Origin of the sequence: Psychrobacter sp. JB193, assembly GCF_002285555.1 — a bacterium.
Lineage (GTDB): Bacteria > Pseudomonadota > Gammaproteobacteria > Pseudomonadales > Moraxellaceae > Psychrobacter > Psychrobacter alimentarius.
Genome location: NZ_NRGY01000001.1, coordinates 1049762 through 1073398, shown reverse-complemented (window position 1 = coordinate 1073398; position 23637 = coordinate 1049762). Strand labels below are relative to the sequence as shown.

Sequence of the window (23637 nt, the reverse complement as noted above, 5' to 3'; positions counted from 1 at the left end):
ATTATGTATGGCGCACAAAAAAAAGAACGTCCGTAAAAAAGAATGCCCTGTCTGCGAGCGCGAGTTTAGTTGGACTAAAAAGCTGGATAAAAACTGGGACAGCATGGTCTATTGCTCAGACCAGTGCCGACGGATTAAGAAATATGAGGGCGTAGAGCATCAAAAGTAGATAGATAAGGGTATAAGGATAAAGGCAATGGCACATAAAAAAGTAAACTTACCGCAAAAAACCTGCCCCGTCTGCCAGCGCCCGTTTACGTGGCGTAAGAAGTGGGAAAAAGACTGGGAGCAGGTGATTTATTGTTCTGAGCGGTGTCGGCGGGCTAAAGTGAAAATATAGCAAATTAAATAAAATGCTTGGATGGTAATTTATTTTCCCTTAAAAGTAATGCAACTAATACCATGCTTTTGTAGAGTTGATAGCTTTCTTTCGTTTTCAGAATGAAGTAAACACTGCTTTATTCCAAGATTAGCTAAGATTTTGGCAACAATACTATAATCTCTACTATCTTTTGGAAAGCCTAACCTCAAATAAGCTTCGTCTTGAGTAGCACCATCTTCTTTAAGTTTTTGTGAAGATATATGAGCAACGTTACCGTTAGCTCTACCTTCTTGATTCAATAGAATAAGTAAACCATTTCCATTGGCTGAGATGTAATTTTGAAAGCTATCGGAATCTTCTTTACAGCTACATTCTGTGCTATTAAAGTAATGACCAGTTATACAAGTAGATTGAATCCTAAGATGTACAGGTCGAGTGTTATTCAGTTCCAAAGTCTGTAGAACCGTGGCTTCAACCTGTCCATCGTTGTATATAGTCACCTTAAGTTTACCAAATTCAGTCTGCAGATTTCCCTCTGCCATTCGAAATACTAGCGGTGATGTCATCTGATCTATCCCAATGATTTAAGAATTCGTCTTCGCAAAAATCATACCATTCAGTGCTCGGTTCGTAGAAAAACTTTGGTTTACTATTCGAAGCCTTTGTACCGAAATTATAACGACTATCAATAGCTAGGTTATTCAAGATAATTAGTTCATGTTCGAATAAATAGTCATGCTGTTTTACTATTATTTGCTCTGGGTAATCTTTTATTAATTTACTTAATATATCGTGTGTTTCTTTAAGACGCTGATCTTCTTTTGCTATCTTGGTATCTTCTTCAGTATGTATGTAACGTCGTGCTGTCATCGTTATAGCACTAGAACCTATCGGAGCTATAATTATTCTTATTTTGGTGCCTTTATCAAGCGCCTTTTTGAAATATTCACGATAATTGTTAAACAACGAGTTCAGATGAAGACCTAAGAGATCTATATCTCTAGAATTTTCTATTAGTTTAGTAAAGTTTTTAGGATACTGCTCATTGATGGTTTTCAGATAATAGGTTTCCTCAAAGTGTTGGTCAATCATCTCAATAAGTCTGTATATAATCACAATGAGTAGAACATAAAAACTTCCGAAAACTGTTTTAAAGAAAAACTCATCAGTGATTATAATATTGAAGAAAATGATAACTAAACTAGACCAAAAAGCTAACAAAAAAGCTTTGTCTTTTTTTAAAATCTTCACCTATTTTTCAGTCATTTCTAAACTTGTCTCTCAAGTAATGGTGCACTTATTCTTCCGTTCTGCCATTGTCCACGATAAGGGTTAGTAGTACCGTATACTTCACTAAATAAAATATGGGCTATTCTAGCACCTAACTCGAATTCAAATTCAAAGTTAGAGGCATTATACATACCGAATGTTAACTCACCCGAATAGGCTGGATTAACTTGACCAGTCGAAAGTATTATTCCAGAGCGGAAAAGAGTACCTCTAGGTCTAATTATTCCTACTAAATCATTGGTCATATTCAATGATTCAATGGTCGTAACTAAAATGTATTCCTGAGGCTTTAATATGTAAGAAGAAATTTCTGTATCACTGAATTCTGCTACTTTTTTCGAGTCTAATGTTGATCTTTTATCGACTCCCAAGAATGACTTAGATTCTATAAACTCCGAGACAATACCAACTCTTAAATCAATGCCTGCACCTTCAGGATTAATTAATTCACGTTCTGAAATATTTTCGATTAGGGCTGGATTATTATCATTAATCAATCCAAGTATTTTATCTATTCCGATCATTGAGGTACAACCTTTAGAAATATTAATATTTCAAATGAAATTTATTATATTCTACCATGTGAAAAAATATACAGCACGTTCTATGAACTATCGATAATAATATATTCAAATTTAATCGTTTTTCAGCTTTTACCTCAGGATCGTTTTTTAACCAAGCACAACTTATCCCACCTGAAATCCTATCTAGCATCTCTCTTCGCAAAGATATTTGCAACCAACGCACCGCTAAAGTTATGCCAGACACTAAAGATCGCACTCGGTAAGGCAGCGACAGGATTGAAATAAGTCGCGGCAAGGGCAGCGCCCAGACCAGAGTTTTGCATACCCACTTCCACCATAATTGCGCGGCGCTGTCTCTCCGTAAATCCAGACAAGCGCGCGATCATATAGCCCAAGGTATACCCCAGCATATTGTGTAAAGCAACCACGATGAAGACGATGGCACCGCTATCTAAGATGGTTGCTTTAGACACCGCGACTACAGCTGCGATGATAATTGAGATACCCAATACCGACACCATTGGCAATACTTCGGTGACGAATGCGATCTTACTACCCAAAAACTTGTGAAAGACGACACCCAATAAGATAGGCAAGATGACGATCTTGGTAATAGTTACCATCATACTCGCCAAGTCGATATCGATCAGCTGACCGGCAAACACGTTTAATAATATAGGTGTTAAGAAGGGTGCAAGTAGAGTAGAGATAGACGTAATCGCTACGCTCAGTGCCACATCCCCTTTAGCCAAAAACGTAATCACATTACTAGACGTACCGCCAGGGCAACAGCCTACCAAAATCACGCCAACCGCGATTAAAGGGTCGAGATTAAAAGTCATAGTCAATAAATAAGCAATCAGAGGCATGAGCGTAAACTGTGCTAATAGTCCGACCAACACAGGTTTGGGACGTTTGACAATCTCTAAGAAGTCTTCTGTTCTAAGCGTCATACCCATGCCGAACATAATAATGCCGAGAATTGGCACAATCAAAAACGCCAACGAGGCAAAAAACTCAGGAAAAACAAATCCCAATACGGCGCTGACCAATGCCCAGATTGCAAATGTTTTGCCAATCCAATTAGAGAGTAATGCAATCTGATTCATAGCCTGTCTCACAACGATAGTAATAAAGTAGGCAATAATTTAGCACGGTTATTGGCAGTAAATGATAAAAGTATTTTGTGATACGTGCAGCGATAAGTTTGCTGAGAGCGGATAGAAGAAGGCGCAATAAAAAAGGCTTACCCATCATAAATGAGTAAGCCAAGAGATAATGATAAAATGTCTATCATTGATATTCTTCAAAGGCGTTGTAACGCTACTAGGATGAATTTTACGCAGCCTCTGTCGGCGTAGGCACAGTAAGCAAGTAAAATTGTACTAGTAGCGCATTTCAATTTATATAGCGGTTTTTTTAAAATCTATAAATTTGGATTTAACCACTTTTCAGCCGTTTTTATATCCCAGTCTTTACGCTCAGCATAGCTCTCTAATTGATCGCGGCTTATTTTGCCGACGTTGAAGTACTCACTATCAGGATGCGAGTAGTAGAATCCACTGACCGAGGACGCAGGCCACATCGCATAGCTTTCGGTCAAGGTTGTACCAATCGCCTCAACCGTACCAAGCCAATCAAACAGTTTGCCTTTTTCGGTGTGCTCAGGACAGGCAGGGTAGCCGGGTGCTGGACGGATGCCGACGTATTTTTCTTTAATCATCTCCTCATTGGTGAGGGACTCGGTTGGCTGATAGCCCCAATACTCTTTACGGATCAGCTCATGCAGATGCTCGGCAAAGGCTTCAGCAAGACGGTCGGATAATGCTTGTACCATAATGGCATTATAGTCGTCGCCCGCTGCTTTGTACTTTTCAGCCAGCGCCTCTGTCCCAACGATGGAAACGGTAAAGCCGCCCAAATAATCTGTGTAAGCATCAGACGGTGAGATATAGTCGGCTAAGCTCAGGTTTGCTTTGCCACTGGCTTTATCGCTTTGCTGACGCAGATGTTCAAACTGATGGGTCGGCTGACCGTTTTGTTGTGGGTCATTGTCATAAACGGTGACCGTATCCGCGGCAGTACGACGCGCAGGCATGAGTTTAAACACGCCTTTAGCTACGATTGATTTTTCCGTAATCATTTTGTGTAGTAAGTCTTCGGCATTACCAAACAAATCGCGCGCCGCTTCACCAACCACATCATCTTGCAAGATTTTGGGATACTTGCCCGTTAGACCCCAAGAGATAAAGAAAGGCGTCCAGTCGATATAAGGCAGTAGATTGTTGATGGGATAATCATCAAATATCACTTGTCCTAGGGTATTGGGTACAGGCGGTACATAGTTTTCCCAGTCATACTTAAAGCCAATCTTGACCGATTCCGCATACGTAATCTTAGCGGCTTTTGGTTGACGTTTGGCGAGACGCTCACGCACTTTGACATACTCATCACGCGTCTCATCGATCAGTGCTTGGCGGTGTTCTTTTGACAGCAGCTTGGTGACCACACCTACGGAGCGCGAGGCATCCGCCACATAGATGACGCCATCGTTTTGATATTGTGGCTCGACTTTGACTGCCGTATGCGCTTTTGAGGTGGTCGCACCACCGATCATTAAGGGTAGGTTCATACCGCGCTCTTGCATTTGCTTGGCGACATAGACCATCTCATCGAGACTTGGGGTAATCAGACCGGACAGACCGATGATGTCTACTTTCTCTTTAATAGCAGTATCAAGGATGGTCTCACAAGGTACCATCACGCCCAGATCGACGATATCATAACCGTTACAGCCGAGTACCACACCGACGATGTTTTTGCCGATATCATGGACGTCGCCTTTAACGGTCGCCATGAGGATTTTACCTTTGACTTCACCTTCGACTTTTTCCGCTTCGATATACGGGTTGAGCCATGCGACCGACTGCTTCATCACGCGAGCAGATTTAACGACCTGCGGTAAGAACATTTTACCAGCACCAAATAAGTCACCGACGATATTCATACCGTCCATGAGTGGCCCTTCGATGACTTCTAGCGGTTTGGGATATTTCTCCCACGCTTCTTTGGTATCGGCTTCAATGAATGTAGTGATGCCTTTGACCAGCGCGTGAGCAATACGCTCTTCTACGGTTCCTTCACGCCAGCTCATATCGACGGTGCTGTCTTTTTTCTTACCGCCGTCTTGATAGTTTTCAGCGGCGCTCATGAGTCGTTCGGTGGCATCTTGTCCCGTTTCGCCTTGATTGCGGTTGAGCATCACATCTTCGATGGCATTACGCGCTTCAAGAGGGATGTCGTCGTACAATTCAAGCATGGAAGGGTTGACGATACCCATCGTTAGACCGTTTTTGATGGCATGGAACAAAAACACAGAGTTGATTGCTTCACGAATCGGGTTACCACGGAAACTGAATGAAACGTTTGAGACACCGCCTGATACCATAGCATTTGGTAGGTTTTCAGTGACCCAGCGTGTGGCATTGATGAAATCCGCGCCGTAGTTGTTGTGCTCAGGAATACCCGTTGCCACCGCAAAGATATTTGGGTCAAAGATAATGTCTTCGGACGGGAAGCCCACTTCGTTGACCAAGACATCGTAGCTTCGCTGGCAAATCTGGATTTTACGCTCGTACGTATCGGCTTGACCATCTTCATCGAAGGCCATTACGATGACGGCTGCGCCATAACGCATACATAACTTGGCACGCTCGACGAACTCAGCATGACCTTCTTTCAATGAGATAGAGTTGACGACAGATTTACCCTGCGTACGTTTTAGCCCTTCTTCAATGATGTCCCATTTCGACGAGTCAATCATCAATGGTACGCGGCTGATATCAGGCTCACCAGACACCAAGTTGACAAAATGTATCATCGCTTGCTTGGAGTCCAGCATGCCTTCGTCCATATTGATATCGACGATTTGCGCACCGCCCTCGACCTGATCGCGCGCGACATCGAGTGCCTCGGTATAGGCTTCGGTTTTAATCAAGCGCAAGAACTTTTTAGAGCCTGTGACGTTGGTACGCTCACCCACGTTGACAAACAAACTCTCAGGCGTGATGGTAAACGGCTCAAGTCCAGACAAGCGGCAGGCGGGCGGTATTTCAGGAATAGTACGCGGCGCATAGTTTGCCACCATCTTGGCGATTTGGCGGATGTGCTCAGGTGTTGTACCACAGCAGCCGCCCACGATATTTAGAATACCTGCTTTGGCAAAGCCTTCGAGTAGGGCAGCCGTTTCTTCGGCCGTCTCGTCATATTCTCCAAACTCATTGGGCAGCCCCGCGTTTGGATGCGCAGACACATAAGTATTGGCGATATTTGATAGGGTCTGAATGTGTGGACGCAGCGCATCAGCACCAAGCGCACAGTTAAAGCCAACGGATAAAGGCTTGGCATGGCGAATCGAGTTATAAAACGCTTCCGCTGTTTGACCGGATAGTGTGCGACCTGAAGCATCGGTAATCGTCCCCGAAATCATAATCGGTAATTCAAAACCAATATCTTCAAACACGCCCGTCACTGCAAATATCGCGGCCTTGGCGTTTAGCGTATCAAAGATCGTCTCAATCAAGATCAGATCGACACCGCCTTCCATCAATGCCAGTGTGGCTTCACGATAATTGAGCACCAATTCATCAAAGGTGATGTTACGAAATGCAGGATCATTGACATCAGGCGAGAGTGAACACGTCCGTGACGTGGGGCCAATGACCCCAGCGACAAAACGTGGCTTTTCAGGCGTCTTAGCAGTGAATTCATCGGCTGCCGCACGCGCAAGCTTGGCTGCTGCTTTATTCAGCTCGGGCACCAAGTATTCCATGTCATAGTCAGCCATTGACAGACGCGTACCGTTGAAGCTATTGGTCTCGATAATGTCTGCGCCCGCTGCCAAATGATCCATATGAATCTCTTGGATCATATGCGGCTGCGTGAGCACCAATAAATCGTTATTGCCTCTCACATCTTGACTGATATCTGCAAAGCGCTCACCACGATAATCAGATTCTTCCAGCTTATAGTTCTGAATGTGCGTACCCATTGCCCCGTCCAACATCAAAATCCTTGATGCCATTTGCGTAGTGATACGGTCACGTACAGTCAGTTGTTGCGCTTTATAAGGAAACACAGCAGGCGGCGTTAGAATAAAACCATCCGTAGAGTGTGACGAGCTAGAAGTGGTCTCTGTTTCAGAAGAGTGTTGCGGGGTCATCGTTTGAGTCGTCATTTGAGTCATAGGAGCGCTGCTTATATCGTCAATGTTATAAAAGGAAGGAATAACAAACAGAATGCAATTTTTATAAAAATATCGGGCAAATCCGTATTATTTTAGCATGAAAATCATATGGTAAGCGGAACAGTACTTATTCCTGTTTGGCAGTATAAAAAGTAAAAAAAGTATTGGTAACAAGAGACAGCACCACAGGCAATTTTATAAAGAAAAAGCGTGAAAATAACTCTCATTTCGATTCAAGATTACATAACGTGTAGCTCTTGTAAATCAAAGCAAACGCTCTCTTATGAAAGACAGACGCAACTTACACCACAACTACAAAAAGTAGCGTAAATTCGAGTTTATAAATATTTTTTATATGTTAATTTAATTTCAGAAGGATTTGTTTTTCGTAAGCAATACTTACTAGTAAATGTGCATGATTTCATTGACTTAATGTCAATATTTATCATGAATGTTTGCTTAGTGGTTAGCATTACGAAAACAAAATCTGATCTGTAAGACAATAATTTTGTGGTTAACAAATAATTGAATCATTAAGGAAAATGTTATGAAACTTACTAAAATCGCTACTCTTGGTACTTTGGCACTCTCAATTGCAGGCCTAAGCGCTTGTAACAACATGATGCCAAACAAAAGCGCTGATATGAAACCGCCAATGCACAGCCAATCTATGGCAAAAATGAACGTCGTACAAGTTGCTCAAAGCAATCCTGATTTTTCAGTACTAGTAGAAGCCATTCAGGCCGCTGGTCTAACAGGTGCTCTAGCCAATCCAAACGCTCATTACACGGTGTTCGCGCCGACCAATGAAGCCTTTATGCAAGCGTTAAAAGAAACAGGTATGACCAAAGCACAGTTATTCGCAAACAAACCATTATTGACCAAAATCTTGGGCTACCATGTAATCAGTGGCGATATGGCAATGTATAAGAAAGACGTGAAGCCAGGTAACGTCATGACATTGAGCAAAGACACATTGATGGTGACCAATCAAGGTAAGCTGATGGATGAGATGGGTCGTACGACCAATATTGTTAAGACAGATATTCCTGCCAACAACGGTGTGATTCACGTTATTGACAGAGTATTAATGCCTAAATGATAAATATGGCACAAATAAGTCGTGTTTGAACAAGCATCGCTTAATGTACGTTATATGTCCTTTCTATAAGATGAAGCTGGTATCAATACTAGCTTTCATCACTCATAAATTTACTAACTATTTAATCAGAAGATAGGTGTCGTTTTAGATATCATCTAAAGCTCTTTTAAAAAGCTCTCCTAAATAGTTACTACTATTGATTTACTCTAATAAAACTTCAGACCATAGGCGTGAAGTTTTTGACATCTTTATCGGACTTAACGCTTTTTTTGACTCAAATATATAGAAAAGAAAACTCTGGTGACCGATTCCTCTTGTATGCGTAACCGTATGCTCTGTTGTAACAAGGCGAGAAGGCGAGTGAGTCATCTAGGAAATAGCTCCTTTACTATTATATTAGCTATTATTCAAATAATTCCTTGTTTTGTACACGTGATTGATACAGTCTCGCTACCTAAGTACGCAGCAATTTAAAATGAATCAGTTAGAATCATAGTCATTGGAATAACAGTATCGATGTCCTCGAACTGTGTGATAGGTTTTACTTGCTATGCACAAGTCCATAAGTCATCTGCTGTTATATGCACATATTGAGCAGAATGGTTTGTTTAACAAACGATTTAACCCATTATTTATTTATAAGGAAATACCTATGTTAAAGAAGAATTTATTATCGATCGCAGTTGTTACAGCCGCTATGTCACTGGCCGCTTGTAATGATAAAGAAGCCGCTACTGATCCTGTAGAAGCTGATACGACTACTGAAGAAGTAGTAGCAGAGCCAGCGGTAGGAACGGCTCCAGAAGCTGAAGCAGAGCCGATGGCTGATCCAATGGCAGAAACGGATGGCATGGCAACACAGACCATCGCTGAAGTAGCAGCTGGTAATGAAAATCTAACCATCTTGACAGCAGCGCTTAAAGCCGCTGGTCTTGACACTATGCTAATGGAAGATACCAAATACACTGTATTTGCACCAACTGACGACGCTTTTGCGCCAGTATTAGAGAAGTTAGGTGTGACTAAAGAAGAGTTATTGGCTAACACCGAACTACTGAAAAAAGTATTGCCTTATCACGTAGTACCGATGGAAGTAAAAGCAGCTGATATCCCTTACGGTACAGACATCGAAACTGCTAATGGTGCAACGATTTCTATCAGCGATGCTAACGTGATCACTGATGCAACTGGTGGTACAGCAAACATCACAGGTACTGATATCATGGCAACCAATGGTGTTGTACATACTATCGATGCAGTATTAATGCCTGAATAAGCTACTGTTGGAAGCCTTTTTTATAAGCTATTTCCGTAGTGAAGAAGCCTAGCCACTGAGCTAGGCTTTTTTGTGCTCAGGTACTAACTATTTATAAAAGAGTAATCTATGAAAAGAAGATAGATGGATAGAGAGTCATGTTTTAATATACTTTACCTAACTCTACTTAAGACAAATATGACTCCTGAATCCTACTTATATAAAAAAGCCCGAGACAATCGTCTCGGGCCTTCTTGTATACTATTTAACTGATGGCTATGATAAAGACGACTATCGAATGTCTTTACGTAGTGGATCAGCCGCCATTCTTTGTTGCTGTTTTAGATGACGCTCTTCCCAGTAAGGTGCGTTTTTGATACCGAACTTGGCTGGGTCAAAGGTATATTCGTCAACACCAGCTTTAAGTTGTGCTTCGTAGTCTTTCAGCATGGTTAGGGTTGGACGAGCCACAAAGAAGATGACCAAAATACCCACAATGTTTAACCAAGCCATGAGGCCGACACCGATATCACCAATCGCCCAGATGTAACCAGCTGAGTTTAGGGCACCGTAAGCCACCATCACCATGATTAAGATTTTAACTAAGAATAAACCTGTCTTATTGGCACTGCGCCCAAGAAAGCGTGTCAAGTAAGCCACGTTGACTTCAGCGATGTAGTAGTAAGCCAAAATTGTCGTAAAGGCAAAGAAGAATACAGCAACTGCAATAAAGACATTACCAGTAGTACCGTATACTGATTCCATTGCCATCTGCGTAAAGGCAGGGGCGTTAATTTCAGTAGTAGCTGCAACGTTCTGTACGATGAATTGACCATCTGGTAATGTACCTTGAATGTTGTACATACCAGTAGACAAAATCATGAATGCAGTTGCAGAACAAACCAGTAGTGTATCAACATATACTGAGAATGCTTGTACTAAACCCTGTTGTGATGGATGCTTTACTTCAGCAGCGGCGGCTGCATGAGGACCAGTACCTTGACCTGCTTCGTTAGAGTAAATACCACGTTTGACACCCCAACCGATTGCAGCACCAAAACCTGCTTGTGCCGTGAATGCATCACTGATGATCAAACCAAATACATCTGGAATCAAGCTGAAGTTGCTGAACATGATGATTAAAGCTAAGGCAATATAACCGACTGCCATAAATGGAACAGCAAATTCAGTGAAGGTTGCAATACGTTTGATACCACCGAAGATGATGATACCTAGTACGACTAAGATGATGGCTAAGCCCACCAAACGCATAGAGCCGACTTCTAGGCCTGCCACGTTCATGACAGTACCTTCACCCATAAGTTGCGTGAAAGCACTGAGGACACCGTTTGCCTGTACACCAGGTAAGAACATACCACAAGCTAAGATAGAAGCGATTGCGAAGAGGATGCCGTACCATTTTTGACCAAGGGCACGCTCAAAGTAGTAAGCTGGACCACCGCGATATTCGCCAGTGATGACGTCTCTTTCTTTATAAATCTGTGCGAGTGTTGATTCAACATAAGCAGTAGATGCCCCTAAGAAGGCAACAACCCACATCCAAAATACTGCACCTGGACCACCGAAGCCGATAGCAGCTGCTACCCCAGCGATGTTACCCATACCCACACGCCCAGCTAATGCTACGGCTAGTGCTTGGAATGAAGAAATACCATCTGCACTGGATTTACCAGTAAATAGTAGCTTGATCATTTCACCGAATAGACGTACTTGTACGAAGCGCGTCATAATGGAATAAAACAAGCCTGCGCCTAAACACAGATAGATCAGCGCGGGGCTCCAGATAATTCCGTTTACTAAGTTAACTAAACCTTCCATATTTATATCCCTAGTACTGTCTCAAAGTGGCTCTGTATGCTCTAGGAGTAAGCTAACTGGTTAACTTACTTATTTAAGTTAAGCAGTTAAATTAGCTACATTGACTTATATATAGTTAAGTCTCATACGTGTTTAGCCAATAAGAATGGACTGTAGTTGTCCGTATTTATCCACTTGGCTTGCTAGCAACAATACCTATTTGCATAGCACTTATCATTCGTAATATTAGTACCAGCTGCATGTAAAACGCTTTTGCTACATTAATTACTCTCGTATCTTATTATGAAGTGATGAATAAGATTCGTGATAAGTAGAGCAGCGGATAAAATAGGCGTTTATATAATTGAACACTCATCATCATGAGGGTGTTCAATTTGCTATGAGCCGTGTCAGCTGGATATATTACTGATAGGGCGTATTGAACGTACTAAAAGATATTTCATGGCTCAATAAGGATTTTATACCTCAATTACCAACTCTCTAATACGTATCAAAATATAAGTCCACTACCAAATGTATTCAAACCGTACGGCTACGTAACTGCAATTTGCCATATTTTTATCCTAATTACTAGAATTTTCTTTATGGAGAGATAGATATATTTGAATTTAGTGAGGTAAATTTGGTCATAAAATATGGGAAGTGTCTGTACGCTTAGCTTTGCCGATTAGTGACTATGTATCCTTATATAACGGTTTCTGATACTTGACTTGTAAAAAAAGTTATATAAAAGCCATAACAGCTTACAATTGGGGTTGTGTTTTGGTAACGGTCAATTGTAAAACCATCACGATAACGCCATTATTAGTGTGATATTAGATAGGCAATAAGACTTACAGGTACAAATGACACATATTGTTCAGGTTGTATCTACCTATCGATAGTTTGTCTACAAGAAAGAGCAAGCCTACGACATATAGAGTATATATATGGTCACTAGACTGGCATTAAAAAAATGAAAGAATTATTAGAAAACGTGTTACCAGCTATTTGTTATTTATGATTATTAGGAGAAACAACGATGACGCGTAAATCTATTATGAAACCAGTATTGTTAGCAGCACTATTGACGACTTCTACTGTCGGTTTGAGCGGCTGTGGGTATAACAATCTTCAAGCGCAAGACGAGCAAGTGACAGCGTCATGGTCAGAGGTGGTTAACCAATATCAGCGTCGCTCTGATTTGGTACCAAACTTGGTAAAAGTTGTACAGCAATATGCGACACAAGAGCAAGAGGTGTTCACGCAAGTGGCAGAAGCTCGCTCACGGGCTGGCGGTATTACCGTAACGCCTGAAGTACTCAACGATCCAGAAGCAATGGAGCGTTATGCTGCTGCGCAAGAGCAGATGACAGGAGCATTATCGCGTTTGATGGCTGTATCTGAGCGTTATCCTGAATTAAAATCAGATGCTTTGTTTCAAGATTTACAAGCCCAGCTAGAGGGCACAGAAAACCGTATCGCCGTCGCACGCAATCGCTATATTCAAGAAGTACAGGGCTACAATACAACAGTTCGCCAATTCCCAACCAATGTGACCGCAAAAGTCTTTGGCATGCAACCTAAGCCAAACTTTAGTGTCGCTAACGAAGAGGCGATTTCAACCGCGCCAAGTGTCGATTTTGGTGGTGACGATGCTGCGACAGCAGAGTAGGATTAGGGTCAACCAAAGCAATACAACAGTAGAGCGGTCGTTGCCGCTCTATTTGTTTGATGACAGGTCAAATGTGTTTTAAAGGTGTTGATGGACGTGGATGCCTATTAATTTAGTATAGATGTCACTTGAGGTGGTATAGATTAGATGAATAATTCAAAAGCAATCTTATCAACATTATTGTTTACACTCAGCATGACTGGTGCGTCAGTACTTTATGCTGCGCCTAATGCCGATGTTGGAACCAGTGTGGCCGCTACCGATAACCCCTCAACGATGCAAGATCGTAGTGTCGAGGATTTGGTTGCTATTGCCAAGGCAGGTGAGTCCAATGAGGCCATTAACGATGCAGTGCTGGGTAATGATGCCATTAACCCTAATGCAAGTAACAATGATGCGACTGACAGTGAGGTATCTACATCAAGCGCCAGTCGACCGGATGTAACATCAAGTGCACCCAGTATCGATTCAGATAAGCTAATACTAAACGAGCCAGTCGTCGATCAGGCCAATATCCTAAACCCACAAGAAAAACAGCGCCTAGAAGCGCAGCTTCGCGGTATCTATCAGCAAGGTTTGGCTCAGGCTGCTGTGGTCATTGTACCTACTACCAACGGCACACCCATTTTTGATTATGCGCTTCAAGTAGCCGAAAAATGGCAATTGGGTGATAAAGATATAGACGATGGTTTATTGATGGTCGTGGCTGTTAATGACCGTGATATGTATGTTTTAACAGGTTATGGATTAGAGGGTGTGCTACCGGATGCGGCCGTCAATCGTATCATTCGTGAAGACATCACCCCGTTGTTTAAGCAAAACAACTATGGCGGCGGTATTTTGGCAGGTATAGATGCACTCAAAACACGCCTGACTGCTGATCCTGAAGTATTAGATCGTGCTGACGCCCAAGCCGCTGAACGAAGCACACAACAAAGCTCAGATGAGGTACCAGCACCGATTTTCCTATTTATCATGGCCATGATATTTGGTAGCTTTATTACCAATATTTTGGGCCGAGTATTTGGCTCTATCTTGACCGCAGGTGGCTTTTTTGCAGGCTCGTTAGCGCTAGGTGGCGGCTTTTTCATGACGTTAATCATGGCGATATTTATATGGATGTTTTTGATTTCGCGAGGCGGTGGTGGTAAAGGCGGCGGTGGTAAAGGGGGGCGCAGAGGCGGCGGCATGATTTTCCTACCTGGTATGGGCGGTGGCAGTGGTGGCGGCTTTGGCGGTGGTGGTTTCGGTGGCGGCGGCTTCGGCGGTGGTGGCGGTGGCTTTGGCGGCGGCGGTGCTGGCGGTTCTTGGTAATTGATTCACTAAACAACCGTCAGTAATGACGTATTTGAGGAAATAATATAATGGTAGAAAGCAACGCTTCAACTTCCAGTTTGGCTCGCTGGTGGCGTCAGGTATTGTTTGTCCCTTTATTACATAGTAAATGGCTGACAGCGGACGCAAGAGCACGTCTGACAAAAAGAGTAGAAAGCGCTGAACAAGGGCATCGTGGTGAGGTTTTTTTAATTGTAGAAAATCATCTACCCATTCAAGATGCGTATTATATAAATTGTCGTGAACGAGCGATTGATTTATTCAGTGAGTATCGGGTTTGGGATACCGAAGAAAACACAGGCGTTTTGGTCTATGTCAATATTTGCGAGCACCAGTTAGAAATCGTGGCGGATCGCGGTATCAGTGCTCACGTCAGTCCCACCGTTTGGCATGCGATGTGCGAAAAGGCAGTATCAGGTATTGCCAACAAAAAAACAGAAGAGAGCGTGGCCGAATTGCTAGATGAGGTGGGGCAGGTGCTTCGTCAGTATTATCAATTAGAAGACAATCCATCAGGCAATGAGTTGTCCAACACAGTGGTATTTTTGAAGTAATTGGTGTTAAAGGTGACGGTACTGTCTGTCACCTTCGTCCATTCTCTCATTGATGAGATATATAGATTGGTATGGTTGATTTTAGTTTATAGGGTTTTGAGGCAAATTCAAATATAATAGCGCTTCTATTGATAGAGAAAGTGGATATGCAAATTGCGCGTATCTAATTTTTCTATCAATAGGCCTTAATACAAAACCAGTACTGGAACACTATGATTGATTTAATAAAGAAACTACCAAAAGCTGAGCTGCATTTACATATAGAAGGTTCTCTAGAGCCTGAGCTGATGTTCAGGTTGGCCAAAAAGAACCAAGTAGACATTCCTTATAAAGATATAGAAGATGTACGCAACGCCTATAATTTTACCAATCTACAGACCTTTTTAGATATTTACTATGCGGGTGCTAATGTCCTTCTCACAAAAGACGATTTTTATGACCTAACGTGGGAATATATCTTGAAGTGTGTCGAAAACAACATCATCCATACTGAGATATTTTTTGATCCACAAACGCATACCGCCAGAGGCGTTCCTTTTGATGCAGTCATTACAGGCATTAAAGAAGCGCTACAGGATGCCAAAGCCAAATATGGCATCACGTCTTGTATTATCATGTGTTTTTTAAGACACTTATCACAAGAAGACGCATTTGGAACGTTGGATGCGGCACTCAAATATCAAGACGATATTATCGGTGTGGGTCTGGACTCTTCAGAGCTTGGCAATCCACCTTCAAAATTTAAAGACGTGTTCAAGAAGGCAAAAGAAGCAGGCTTTAAATTGGTCGCTCATGCAGGCGAAGAAGCCGATTTTTCGTACATCTATGAAGCATTGGATCTATTGAGTATTCACAGAATTGATCATGGTGTGCAATCTATAAAAAGTGCCGCGTTAATGCAGCGTCTAAAAGACGAGCAAATGCCGCTCACCGTTTGTCCGAATTCGAACATTGAACTCAAGGTTTTCGAAACTTATAAAGAGCACAATATCAAAGAGCTTTTGGATTATGGCTTAAATGTCAGTGTCAACTCTGATGATCCAGCGTATTTCAAAGGCTATATGAATCAAAACTTTATCAACTTACACGAAAATCTTGAACTGTCAGAAGATGATATTGTGACCTTGGTAAAAAACTCGTTTAAGTCAGCATTTATCAGTGACGAGTTAAAAGAAGTCTATTTAGCAAAAGTTGATCTTGCTCTACAATGAACTTCGTTTGATTTCTGACTTAGTCGCATTTAATTGAGTAAACATAAAAAAGGCTTAATGGCTGATATAAACCGTTAAGCCTTTTTTAGTGCTACTGTTTTAAACTGCCCATCGCTTATCTAGCGTCATCTTCTACAAATACCTTTCTACTTATGAGCCAGTGATTTGCTTTACTAGCAAGGGCATTATCAACCCTGCTTTTTCTTTTATGATGATATCGACGATGGTGTTCGGCGTTGGGTTTGGATTTATCTCGATAACCTTAGCGCCATTTTGCTTGGCTAACTGTGACAATCCAGCAGCAGGATAGACGAGGCTGGATGTACCAATACTGATAAACACTTCGCAATCAGCAGCAGCCTCTTCTGTAGTCTGCCATGCTGGTACTGGCAACGATTCTCCAAACCAAACAATATCTGGTCTGATATAACCATCACAGTGCGAACAAGTGATCAATGCCTCAGCGTCAATCGCATCAACGTCACTGCTATGTAAAACTTCACTACTATGTAAAACTTCACTACTATGTAAATTGTCTGATGTGCTTTTATAAGGTGTCTGGCATTGATTGCAGCGATTACGTGCCAGATTGCCATGCAGATGAGTCACGATACTACCAGCTTGCTCATGCAGATCATCCACATTTTGAGTGATGAGCGTTAGTTGCTGATGGTTGACTCTTGCGAGTCGTTGCCAATGTGCCAAGGCCACGTGTGCGGGATTGGGTTTTTTATCCGCGACCAATTTTCGGCGCCATTGATACCATGACCAGACCAGTGCTGGGTCACGAGAGAATGCCTCTGGTGTGGCCAAATCTTCTGCCTTATAGTTTTCCCATAAGCCAGTTTGCTTATCCCGAAAAGTAGGAATGCCGCTTTCTGCTGAGATGCCAGCACCAGTTAAAATACAAATGCGCTGTTTTGATACCAATAGTTTGGCTGCATCTTGTACTTCTGCTATTAACGCTGGTGATAATTCTGCTAACATGAGCCAACCCTTGCTAATAATGGATATTTTTTCTCATGATAGACGGAATTTGGTGGCTTGTCATATTGTTCGTTGTGATCGCAGCCTTGTGGTTATTGGCAAAGTCGCGTGGCGTCAAAGCAGGCGAGACATCTTATAGCGGGCAATCAAAACAGACTAAAACCACTGCTAATGATGGTTTACAAAAGACGTCAGCTTTGTTAAAACAGTATTTCCCTAATTATCGAGTCACTCGCAAGGCAAATCATTTATTGCTCAGCCAGCAAGACCAGAAAGTTGCGATGATTACGATGGATAAGAAGGTTGCCATAGGCCAGCGACGTCTTGGCAGCGTGCCTGTGATTAATTATCACCGTGTACCTAGTCGCGCACAACTGACGGCCAACTTGCAAGATATGAAATAGATTAATATTAGCGGAATTTTAGAATGATAGACACACGGCAAAATACACAAATAGATTTGGGTATAAGTGAGTCATTAGGGTAATACTAGGAAAGGGGTAAATACGGTGATTGGTGCGCTCGGCGGGAATCGAACCCACGACCCTCGGCTTCGGAGACCGATACTCTATCCAACTGAGCTACGAGCGCATGATAATGACGATATGGAACAATACAATACTTAAACGAGTGTTATAAGCCGTATAAAGTGTCGAAAAATAAAGACCGCTTAGTCTAACAAATAAAAGCCATAAAGCCAATGAGTGAAGGCAGCGATTGATGTTTTTTAAGAAAAAACAGGATAGTCATTAAACAAGCATGGCAATTTACCTGCCTTTTCCCTTATAATGTCAGGGAGAATTCATATTTATAATCACCGATTACAAGTGCGTTGACACGCGGGATGGCTGTTTGCTATTGATGACGATTGCTCATCAAAGGAGGACAGACAGAATGTCCGAGTCGTGTAGGCCACTGTATCTGTAATAAGAGAACGTGACGAATGAGAAAAGTAGTTATGTTATCGGCAGCTGCCATTCTAGGAATCGCTAGTATCGCGGTGAGCCAAGCTGAAGACGTTGCAGGCACTTCTACTGTAACCGTTTCTGACGTAGCAGAGGGACAGGAAGTGGTAGATAACCTGCCTGAAAAGCTAGGGGACGACACCAAAGCCGCGGCCGTGACTACAGATGGCGAAGCTGCTACTGATGAAGCTGCGCAAGTGGATGGCGAAGCTGCTGCAGAAACCGCTGCTGCGGCACCTGCTGCCGAAGAAGAGCCTATCCCTCAAGACACGCCACAAGTACAAAAGCTGATCGCGCTATACCCTAATTTGATTGCTCGTATTCAACCTGTAGCCAAAGTATGTTTTGAAGATGACGAAGTTTGTGATGTGACAGCTCGTGTGGCTGGGCCAGCACCAGGGGATGGACCTCGTGATGGTAAGGCTGTATACAATGCAGTCTGCCATACATGTCATACTGCAGGCCTACTAGGCTCTCCTATTTTTGGTGATGCTGGCGCTTGGGGACCTCGTATTTCAAAAGGTAAAGATACGCTATATACGCATGCTATCAATGGTTTTAATGCCATGCCTGCAAAAGGCGGTGCTGATATTCCTGATGAAGAAGTTCAAAATGCTGTAGATTATATGGTTGAAGCAGCAAGCTAATCCTGATTCAAGCCAACGCTAAATTTTTGCAATATACTCTGTTAAGCGCCTATTTCATTAAATGAAGTAGGCGCTTTTTTTGATGATAAGTAATATCAATCTGTTACTTCTTACGAGCGACAGTTGAAATTCGGGTCTGATAACCTCACTTCATGACATTGTCCTATCTAGATATTAGGGCGTGTTGAATATTTATAGACCGTCACTGCAAAGTGATATGGTCGCATGTTCAACACGCCCTAATATGCTATAAACATTCATAATAGATATAGAGGTACTCATGTCTGATGCACCAGCACTGATGATAAAAGATTTATCCAAAACTTATGATAATGGGTTTTCGGCATTAAAAGGGGTCGATTTGACCGTACCACAAGGTGGGTTTTTTGCACTACTTGGTCCTAATGGTGCTGGTAAGTCCACCATGATTGGTATTATCAGCTCACTGTTTAAACCCACGACAGGTAGCGTACATATTTTTGGGACAGATTTATTAGAGAATCCTTTGGTTGCCAAGCAATATCTTGGAGTGGTACCGCAAGAATTTAATTTTAATATGTTTGAAAAAGTTGAAGATATCTTGATCACGCAGGCCGGTTACTTTGGTATTTCTGCAAAAGAAGCCAGACCACGAGCCAAAAGATTACTAACAGCTCTTGGGTTATGGGATAAGCGCAATAGTAAATCACGTGAGTTATCCGGTGGTATGAAACGCCGTTTGATGATTGCACGTGCTCTCATTCATAAACCTAAACTGTTGATTCTGGATGAACCGACGGCTGGGGTCGATATTGAGTTGCGCCGCTCTATGTGGGAATTCATGCAGCAGATCAATATTGAAGAAAACACCACCATTATTTTGACCACGCATTATCTCGAAGAAGCCGAGCAGCTTTGTAAGCGCATTGCAATTTTAGATCACGGTGAGATTCGTATCAATACAGAAATGAAAGACTTGTTGGCACAGCTATCAGTTGAGACGTTTGTCTTTGATTTAGGTACGCCACTTGTGCAGAAATTGGCTTTGTCAGGTGTGACAGATGTCTCTCAACCCGATAGTCAGACGCTTGAAGTCACTTTGACAGAAGGGGAGTCACTCAACGGTGTTTTTGATCAGCTATCTGAGCAAGGCATCACGGTAGCCAGTATGCGTAACAAAGCCAATCGATTAGAAGAATTATTCATGCGTTTAGTGGATAAAAACATTCAAAGTACAGACAGTATGAAGGAGGCGGGGTTATGAGTCAGGAAATTGTAGATCATAATAAATCGATGTCATGGCACAAAAAAGGAGTCGCTTTTCGTACGATTTGTTTAAAAGAAATTCGTAGGATTTTGCGCATCTGGCCACAGACGTTATTGCCGCCAGTCATCACCATGAGTCTGTATTTTGTTATCTTCGGTAAGATGATTGGCTCACGTGTGGGCGAGATGGGCGGCGTGCCCTACATGCAGTTTATTGTGCCTGGTTTAATCATGATGTCGATTATTACCAATAGTTACTCCAATGTCGTTTCAAGCTTTTTTAGCGCCAAATTTACGGCCAGTATTGAAGAGCTTTTGGTGTCGCCAGTCTCGAAGCATGCTATTTTAATGGGCTATATTAGCGGCGGTATTTTCCGCGGACTTGCCATTGCTGTCATTGTTTCAATAGTGGCACTATTCTTCACAGACTTGGGTATTGAGCATTTATTTGTGACAATATTTACTGTCCTTGGTACCTCCATTTTATTCTCACTGGGTGGTTTTATTAATGCGGTATTTGCCCGCTCGTTTGATGATATCTCCATCATTCCAAGCTTTGTATTAACACCACTGACGTATTTGGGCGGTGTCTTTTATTCAATGGAAAACCTCTCACCATTTTGGCAGAACATATCGCTTTTGAACCCTATCGTTTATATGGTCAACGCATTTCGTTACGGTATTTTAGGCTACTCTGATGTGAATGTTTGGTATTCAATGGTCGCGATTTTTATATTTTGCGTGATATTTTATGTGATTGCTTATCGCCTGCTTGATAGCGGTTCACGGATTCGTTTGTAGTTCACCTTATCATCTAAGCTGCCAAGTACTGGCAGCGTTGCTTTTTTCATTATTCCATTTATCGTGACCCGCCTTTGTCCAACGAATAATAGATGAGTATTGCAGGGCGTTAGCAATAACGCCCTGCAATACTCAGTTGTTTGGCTCCCTTCCTTTCCTATATCCCAATTTGTTATCGATCTCCCTTCAAATGAAAGGGCACTTATTATATGAATTCAAAGGCTTAATAAGGGGAAAGATAAGACTATTAATTGCGAATGTTCCTCATTAGCACTATAATTCTCATCTTTTAAGACAAAAGGTAGCTTAAGTCTGCCTTGGTAATTGAGATATAAGATGACCCAATCCGTCAGCGAACAAATCATCCGACAACAACGTCGCATAGAGTCAAAACGCCGAGTGGTATTATTGGCACTGGCGACAGCGTGTTTGTTGGGTCTAGTGCTCGATGTGATGACAGGACCTTCGATGCTACCGATGGCGGACGTCGTTAAGTCTTTACTACAGATAGGCAGTTTGGATGATACCTCACATACCATCGTTTATGATCTGCGGTTGCCAATTGCGTTTATGGCTTTGCTTGTGGGAGCGTCGCTTGGTGCAGGCGGGGCTGAGATGCAGACGCTACTCAATAACCCAATGGCAAGCCCTTATACACTAGGACTTGCAGCGGCAGCAGGGTTTGGAGCGTCACTGGTTATTGCGTTTGGTAGTTTTGGCTTGCCACTGCAATATGCGGTGCCTATTGGGGCATTTTCGATGACGATGCTCGCCTCTGCGGTGCTGTTTTTATTTGCATCATTGCAGCAGTTTGCCGCTTCTACACTCATCTTAGTGGGTATCGCCCTCTTATTTATTTTTCAGTCGTTACTGTCATTGGTACAATTTACCGCATCATCTGAAGTCTCGCAGCAGATTTTGTTTTGGCTATTTGGTAGTTTAACCAAATCCACCTGGACAAATGTGACGGTGGTGGCCGTCGTAAGTAGTATTTGTATCCTATTACTGATGCGAGACAGTTGGAAATTAACAGCGCTGCGACTGGGTGAAGAAAGAGCGTCAGCACTTGGCGTCAATCTCACTCATTTACGCATCAAAACCTTGATTTTGGTAGCAATGATGACAGCAACCGCGATTAGCTTTGTAGGGGTAATTGGCTTTATTGGGTTGGTTGCGCCGCATGTCGCAAGGCTGCTCGTTGGTGAAGACCAACGTTACTTTTTGCCCGCGACTATGCTCGCTGGAGCGGCGTTTCTATCATTCTCATCAGTGTTATCAAAAGTGATTATCCCAGGAGCGTTGTTTCCGGTTGGGATTGTCACGTCGTTTGTGGGTGTGCCTTTTCTATTTTGGATTATTTGGAGTAAGCGGTGAAAAACTGGATTCGCGGAACATTGGCGTTAAGTTTGATATTAACAACATTAACTGCCCAAGCAGAAGTCAAAACCATCAACGATGTATTAGGGCGTGACGTACAAGTCGATGTACCTGCCAAGCGAGTCGTGTTGGGGTTTTATTATCCTGACTATATTGCCGCCACAGGGGCCGAAAACTTTGGGCAGGTCGTCGGTATTTCAAGAGAATTTTGGGAAAAGTTTAATCCTGGTAGCTGGAATTTATACAACCAAAAATTGCCTAATTTACAGGGCATTGGCGATATTGGCAATATCGATAGGGGCACGTTTTCATTTGAAAAAACCTTAGCGATGAAACCTGATGTAGTGATATTGGCAAAGCAGCAATACGATACGCTAAAAGCCGAAATGCCGCGTTTTGAAGCGGCAAATATCCCTGTGGTGGTGGTTGATTACAACGATCAAACGGTGAAAAACCATGTCAAAAGCACTCAAATATTTGGGCAATTGGCAGGCAGTGAGCAACGTGCCGACCAAGTGGCTCAAGAATACGCTGATGGTATCGCAGATATCCAAAAACGGGTGAATGCTGCTCAAAGTGCCAAACCTAAGATCTACGTCGAATTTGGTGATAAAGGACCAAAAGAGCACAGCTTCACCTTTGGCAAGAACATGTGGGGTGCGATTGCCGATATTGTGGGCGGTGACAATATTAGTAAACCGTTTGTCGAAAATTGGGGACCTATTAACCCCGAACAAGTTTTGGTGAGTAAACCTGAGGTCATTATGATCTCAGGCACCGAAGTGGGCATGAAACAGCCCAATACGATGGCAATGGGGATTGATGTTCCAGCTGACGAAGCCCAGCGCCGCCTAAAAGGCTTTACTACCCGCAATGGTTGGGAGAATCTACCAGCGGTAAAAAATAATCGCGTATATGGTATTTATCACACGGCTTCTCGCTCGTTGTCTGATTTGGCAGCAGCACAGTTCATGGCAAAAGCCTTGTACCCAGAAGCCTTTGCCGACGTCGACCCTGAAAAAACCTACATGGATTTTCATGAAAAATACTTGCCAGTCAAGCCTAACGGTACATTTTTTATCCAGCTAGGCTGTGGCGCAAGTGTTTGTGATGGCAATGCTAAAAACCAAGCCAACAACAATGCAGAATCATCGACAGCTGCGAGCCAAGCCGATCCTGCTGCCAATACGTCTGAAAATGTGTCGTGGTTTACTAAGCTCATGAATTGGTTCAGCGGTTTGTTTGCTTAATTGGTTTTTAAAAATTTGATAGAAGAAGTCCGCT

At 42.6% G+C, this 23637-nt stretch carries 21 protein-coding genes and 1 tRNA gene; 14 read left to right on the top strand and 8 right to left on the bottom strand.

The genetic code is table 11. The features are described 5' to 3' along the window. The first annotated feature begins 7 nt into the window (after positions 1-7). The gene (locus tag CIK80_RS04695) at positions 8-169 is read left to right on the top strand and encodes a DUF2256 domain-containing protein (RefSeq protein ID WP_095569027.1); all 162 of its coding nucleotides are present in this window, start codon (positions 8-10) and stop codon (positions 167-169) included. Positions 170-196: 27 nt separating this feature from the next. Further along, positions 197-340, top strand: coding sequence for a DUF2256 domain-containing protein (locus CIK80_RS04690; protein WP_095569026.1), 144 nt, complete (start codon positions 197-199; stop codon positions 338-340). A 29-nt stretch (positions 341-369) separates the two neighbouring features. On the opposite strand, the gene CIK80_RS04685 is transcribed toward CIK80_RS04690, so the two are convergent. The 5 genes from CIK80_RS04685 to metH all read right to left on the bottom strand — a co-directional run bounded on the left by CIK80_RS04685 (position 370) and on the right by metH (position 7357). Continuing rightward, complete coding sequence (locus tag CIK80_RS04685) at positions 370-864, bottom strand: hypothetical protein (RefSeq protein ID WP_179288323.1); 495 nt, start codon at positions 862-864, stop codon at positions 370-372. Beyond that, positions 839-1573, bottom strand: coding sequence for a hypothetical protein (locus CIK80_RS04680; protein ID WP_095569024.1), 735 nt, complete (start codon positions 1571-1573; stop codon positions 839-841). The genes CIK80_RS04685 and CIK80_RS04680 overlap by 26 nt, the downstream gene beginning before the upstream one ends. A 17-nt stretch (positions 1574-1590) precedes the next feature. Continuing rightward, positions 1591-2136 (bottom strand): hypothetical protein, encoded by a 546-nt coding sequence (locus tag CIK80_RS04675; protein ID WP_095569023.1) that lies wholly within the window; start codon positions 2134-2136, stop codon positions 1591-1593. A gap of 179 nt (positions 2137-2315) precedes the next feature. Beyond that, entirely contained in the window at positions 2316-3245 is a 930-nt protein-coding gene (locus CIK80_RS04670; RefSeq protein ID WP_095569022.1) for a bile acid:sodium symporter family protein, read from the bottom strand. Positions 3246-3562: 317 nt separating this feature from the next. After that, positions 3563-7357 (bottom strand): methionine synthase, encoded by a 3795-nt coding sequence (metH, locus tag CIK80_RS04665; RefSeq protein WP_095569527.1) that lies wholly within the window; start codon positions 7355-7357, stop codon positions 3563-3565. Between the two features lie 571 nt (positions 7358-7928). Between metH and CIK80_RS04660 the strand changes: the two genes are divergently transcribed. Next, positions 7929-8483, top strand: a complete 555-nt coding sequence (locus tag CIK80_RS04660; RefSeq protein WP_062843892.1) for a fasciclin domain-containing protein — start codon at positions 7929-7931, stop codon at positions 8481-8483. Positions 8484-9135: 652 nt separating this feature from the next. Continuing rightward, entirely contained in the window at positions 9136-9759 is a 624-nt protein-coding gene (locus CIK80_RS04655; RefSeq protein WP_062843893.1) for a fasciclin domain-containing protein, read from the top strand. A gap of 270 nt (positions 9760-10029) precedes the next feature. On the opposite strand, the gene CIK80_RS04650 is transcribed toward CIK80_RS04655, so the two are convergent. Next, the gene (locus CIK80_RS04650; protein ID WP_095569021.1) at positions 10030-11577 is read right to left on the bottom strand and encodes an alanine/glycine:cation symporter family protein; all 1548 of its coding nucleotides are present in this window, start codon (positions 11575-11577) and stop codon (positions 10030-10032) included. A 1021-nt stretch (positions 11578-12598) separates the two neighbouring features. Here CIK80_RS04650 and CIK80_RS04645 point away from each other — a divergent pair. The 4 genes from CIK80_RS04645 to CIK80_RS04630 all read left to right on the top strand — a co-directional run bounded on the left by CIK80_RS04645 (position 12599) and on the right by CIK80_RS04630 (position 16331). Beyond that, positions 12599-13231, top strand: coding sequence for a LemA family protein (locus tag CIK80_RS04645; RefSeq protein WP_095569020.1), 633 nt, complete (start codon positions 12599-12601; stop codon positions 13229-13231). A 147-nt stretch (positions 13232-13378) separates the two neighbouring features. Further along, positions 13379-14545 carry a TPM domain-containing protein gene (locus CIK80_RS04640; protein WP_095569019.1) on the top strand — a complete coding sequence of 389 codons (1167 nt, stop codon included), beginning with the start codon at positions 13379-13381 and terminating at the stop codon, positions 14543-14545. Positions 14546-14595: 50 nt separating this feature from the next. After that, complete coding sequence (locus CIK80_RS04635) at positions 14596-15120, top strand: TPM domain-containing protein (RefSeq protein ID WP_062843897.1); 525 nt, start codon at positions 14596-14598, stop codon at positions 15118-15120. A gap of 212 nt (positions 15121-15332) precedes the next feature. Next, entirely contained in the window at positions 15333-16331 is a 999-nt protein-coding gene (locus CIK80_RS04630; RefSeq protein WP_095569018.1) for an adenosine deaminase, read from the top strand. 150 nt (positions 16332-16481) lie between these two features. Here the strand turns inward: CIK80_RS04630 and CIK80_RS04625 are convergent, their stop codons facing one another. Continuing rightward, a complete protein-coding gene (locus CIK80_RS04625) occupies positions 16482-17318 on the bottom strand; it encodes an NAD-dependent deacylase (protein ID WP_095569017.1) in 837 nt (278 codons plus the stop codon). Positions 17319-17353: 35 nt separating this feature from the next. Between CIK80_RS04625 and CIK80_RS04620 the strand changes: the two genes are divergently transcribed. After that, complete coding sequence (locus CIK80_RS04620; protein ID WP_062843900.1) at positions 17354-17722, top strand: hypothetical protein; 369 nt, start codon at positions 17354-17356, stop codon at positions 17720-17722. A 110-nt stretch (positions 17723-17832) separates the two neighbouring features. Here the strand turns inward: CIK80_RS04620 and CIK80_RS04615 are convergent. Next, positions 17833-17909, bottom strand: a tRNA-Arg gene (locus tag CIK80_RS04615). Between the two features lie 352 nt (positions 17910-18261). Here CIK80_RS04615 and CIK80_RS04610 point away from each other — a divergent pair. The 5 genes from CIK80_RS04610 (at position 18262) to CIK80_RS04590 (ending at position 23603) form a co-directional block, all read left to right on the top strand. Next, complete coding sequence (locus tag CIK80_RS04610) at positions 18262-18930, top strand: c-type cytochrome (protein WP_131400890.1); 669 nt, start codon at positions 18262-18264, stop codon at positions 18928-18930. Positions 18931-19210: 280 nt separating this feature from the next. After that, positions 19211-20173 (top strand): ABC transporter ATP-binding protein, encoded by a 963-nt coding sequence (locus CIK80_RS04605; protein ID WP_095569015.1) that lies wholly within the window; start codon positions 19211-19213, stop codon positions 20171-20173. Positions 20174-20202: 29 nt separating this feature from the next. Continuing rightward, positions 20203-20976 (top strand): ABC transporter permease, encoded by a 774-nt coding sequence (locus CIK80_RS04600; RefSeq protein WP_062845827.1) that lies wholly within the window; start codon positions 20203-20205, stop codon positions 20974-20976. A gap of 336 nt (positions 20977-21312) precedes the next feature. Next, complete coding sequence (locus CIK80_RS04595) at positions 21313-22350, top strand: iron ABC transporter permease (RefSeq protein WP_095569014.1); 1038 nt, start codon at positions 21313-21315, stop codon at positions 22348-22350. Further along, positions 22347-23603, top strand: a complete 1257-nt coding sequence (locus tag CIK80_RS04590; protein WP_095569013.1) for an ABC transporter substrate-binding protein — start codon at positions 22347-22349, stop codon at positions 23601-23603. Before CIK80_RS04595 ends, CIK80_RS04590 begins: the two co-directional genes overlap by 4 nt. The last annotated feature ends 34 nt before the right edge of the window (positions 23604-23637 follow it).

Excerpts from the sequence above, each read along its gene's own strand:
- CIK80_RS04630 (WP_095569018.1), top strand. The coding sequence starts at position 15,333 with ATGATTGATTTAATAAAGAAACTACCAAAAGCTGAGCTGCATTTACAT.
- CIK80_RS04670 (WP_095569022.1), bottom strand. The coding sequence starts at position 3,245 with ATGAATCAGATTGCATTACTCTCTAATTGGATTGGCAAAACATTTGCA.
- CIK80_RS04640 (WP_095569019.1), top strand. The coding sequence starts at position 13,379 with ATGAATAATTCAAAAGCAATCTTATCAACATTATTGTTTACACTCAGC.
- CIK80_RS04645 (WP_095569020.1), top strand. The coding sequence starts at position 12,599 with ATGACGCGTAAATCTATTATGAAACCAGTATTGTTAGCAGCACTATTG.
- CIK80_RS04655 (WP_062843893.1), top strand. The coding sequence starts at position 9,136 with ATGTTAAAGAAGAATTTATTATCGATCGCAGTTGTTACAGCCGCTATG.
- CIK80_RS04690 (WP_095569026.1), top strand. The coding sequence starts at position 197 with ATGGCACATAAAAAAGTAAACTTACCGCAAAAAACCTGCCCCGTCTGC.
- metH (WP_095569527.1), bottom strand. The coding sequence starts at position 7,357 with ATGACCCCGCAACACTCTTCTGAAACAGAGACCACTTCTAGCTCGTCA.
- CIK80_RS04600 (WP_062845827.1), top strand. The coding sequence starts at position 20,203 with ATGTCATGGCACAAAAAAGGAGTCGCTTTTCGTACGATTTGTTTAAAA.
- CIK80_RS04625 (WP_095569017.1), bottom strand. The coding sequence starts at position 17,318 with ATGTTAGCAGAATTATCACCAGCGTTAATAGCAGAAGTACAAGATGCA.
- CIK80_RS04620 (WP_062843900.1), top strand. The coding sequence starts at position 17,354 with ATGATAGACGGAATTTGGTGGCTTGTCATATTGTTCGTTGTGATCGCA.
- CIK80_RS04605 (WP_095569015.1), top strand. The coding sequence starts at position 19,211 with ATGTCTGATGCACCAGCACTGATGATAAAAGATTTATCCAAAACTTAT.
- CIK80_RS04685 (WP_179288323.1), bottom strand. The coding sequence starts at position 864 with ATGGCAGAGGGAAATCTGCAGACTGAATTTGGTAAACTTAAGGTGACT.
- CIK80_RS04635 (WP_062843897.1), top strand. The coding sequence starts at position 14,596 with ATGGTAGAAAGCAACGCTTCAACTTCCAGTTTGGCTCGCTGGTGGCGT.
- CIK80_RS04675 (WP_095569023.1), bottom strand. The coding sequence starts at position 2,136 with ATGATCGGAATAGATAAAATACTTGGATTGATTAATGATAATAATCCA.
- CIK80_RS04650 (WP_095569021.1), bottom strand. The coding sequence starts at position 11,577 with ATGGAAGGTTTAGTTAACTTAGTAAACGGAATTATCTGGAGCCCCGCG.
- CIK80_RS04610 (WP_131400890.1), top strand. The coding sequence starts at position 18,262 with ATGAGAAAAGTAGTTATGTTATCGGCAGCTGCCATTCTAGGAATCGCT.
- CIK80_RS04660 (WP_062843892.1), top strand. The coding sequence starts at position 7,929 with ATGAAACTTACTAAAATCGCTACTCTTGGTACTTTGGCACTCTCAATT.
- CIK80_RS04595 (WP_095569014.1), top strand. The coding sequence starts at position 21,313 with ATGACCCAATCCGTCAGCGAACAAATCATCCGACAACAACGTCGCATA.
- CIK80_RS04695 (WP_095569027.1), top strand. The coding sequence starts at position 8 with ATGGCGCACAAAAAAAAGAACGTCCGTAAAAAAGAATGCCCTGTCTGC.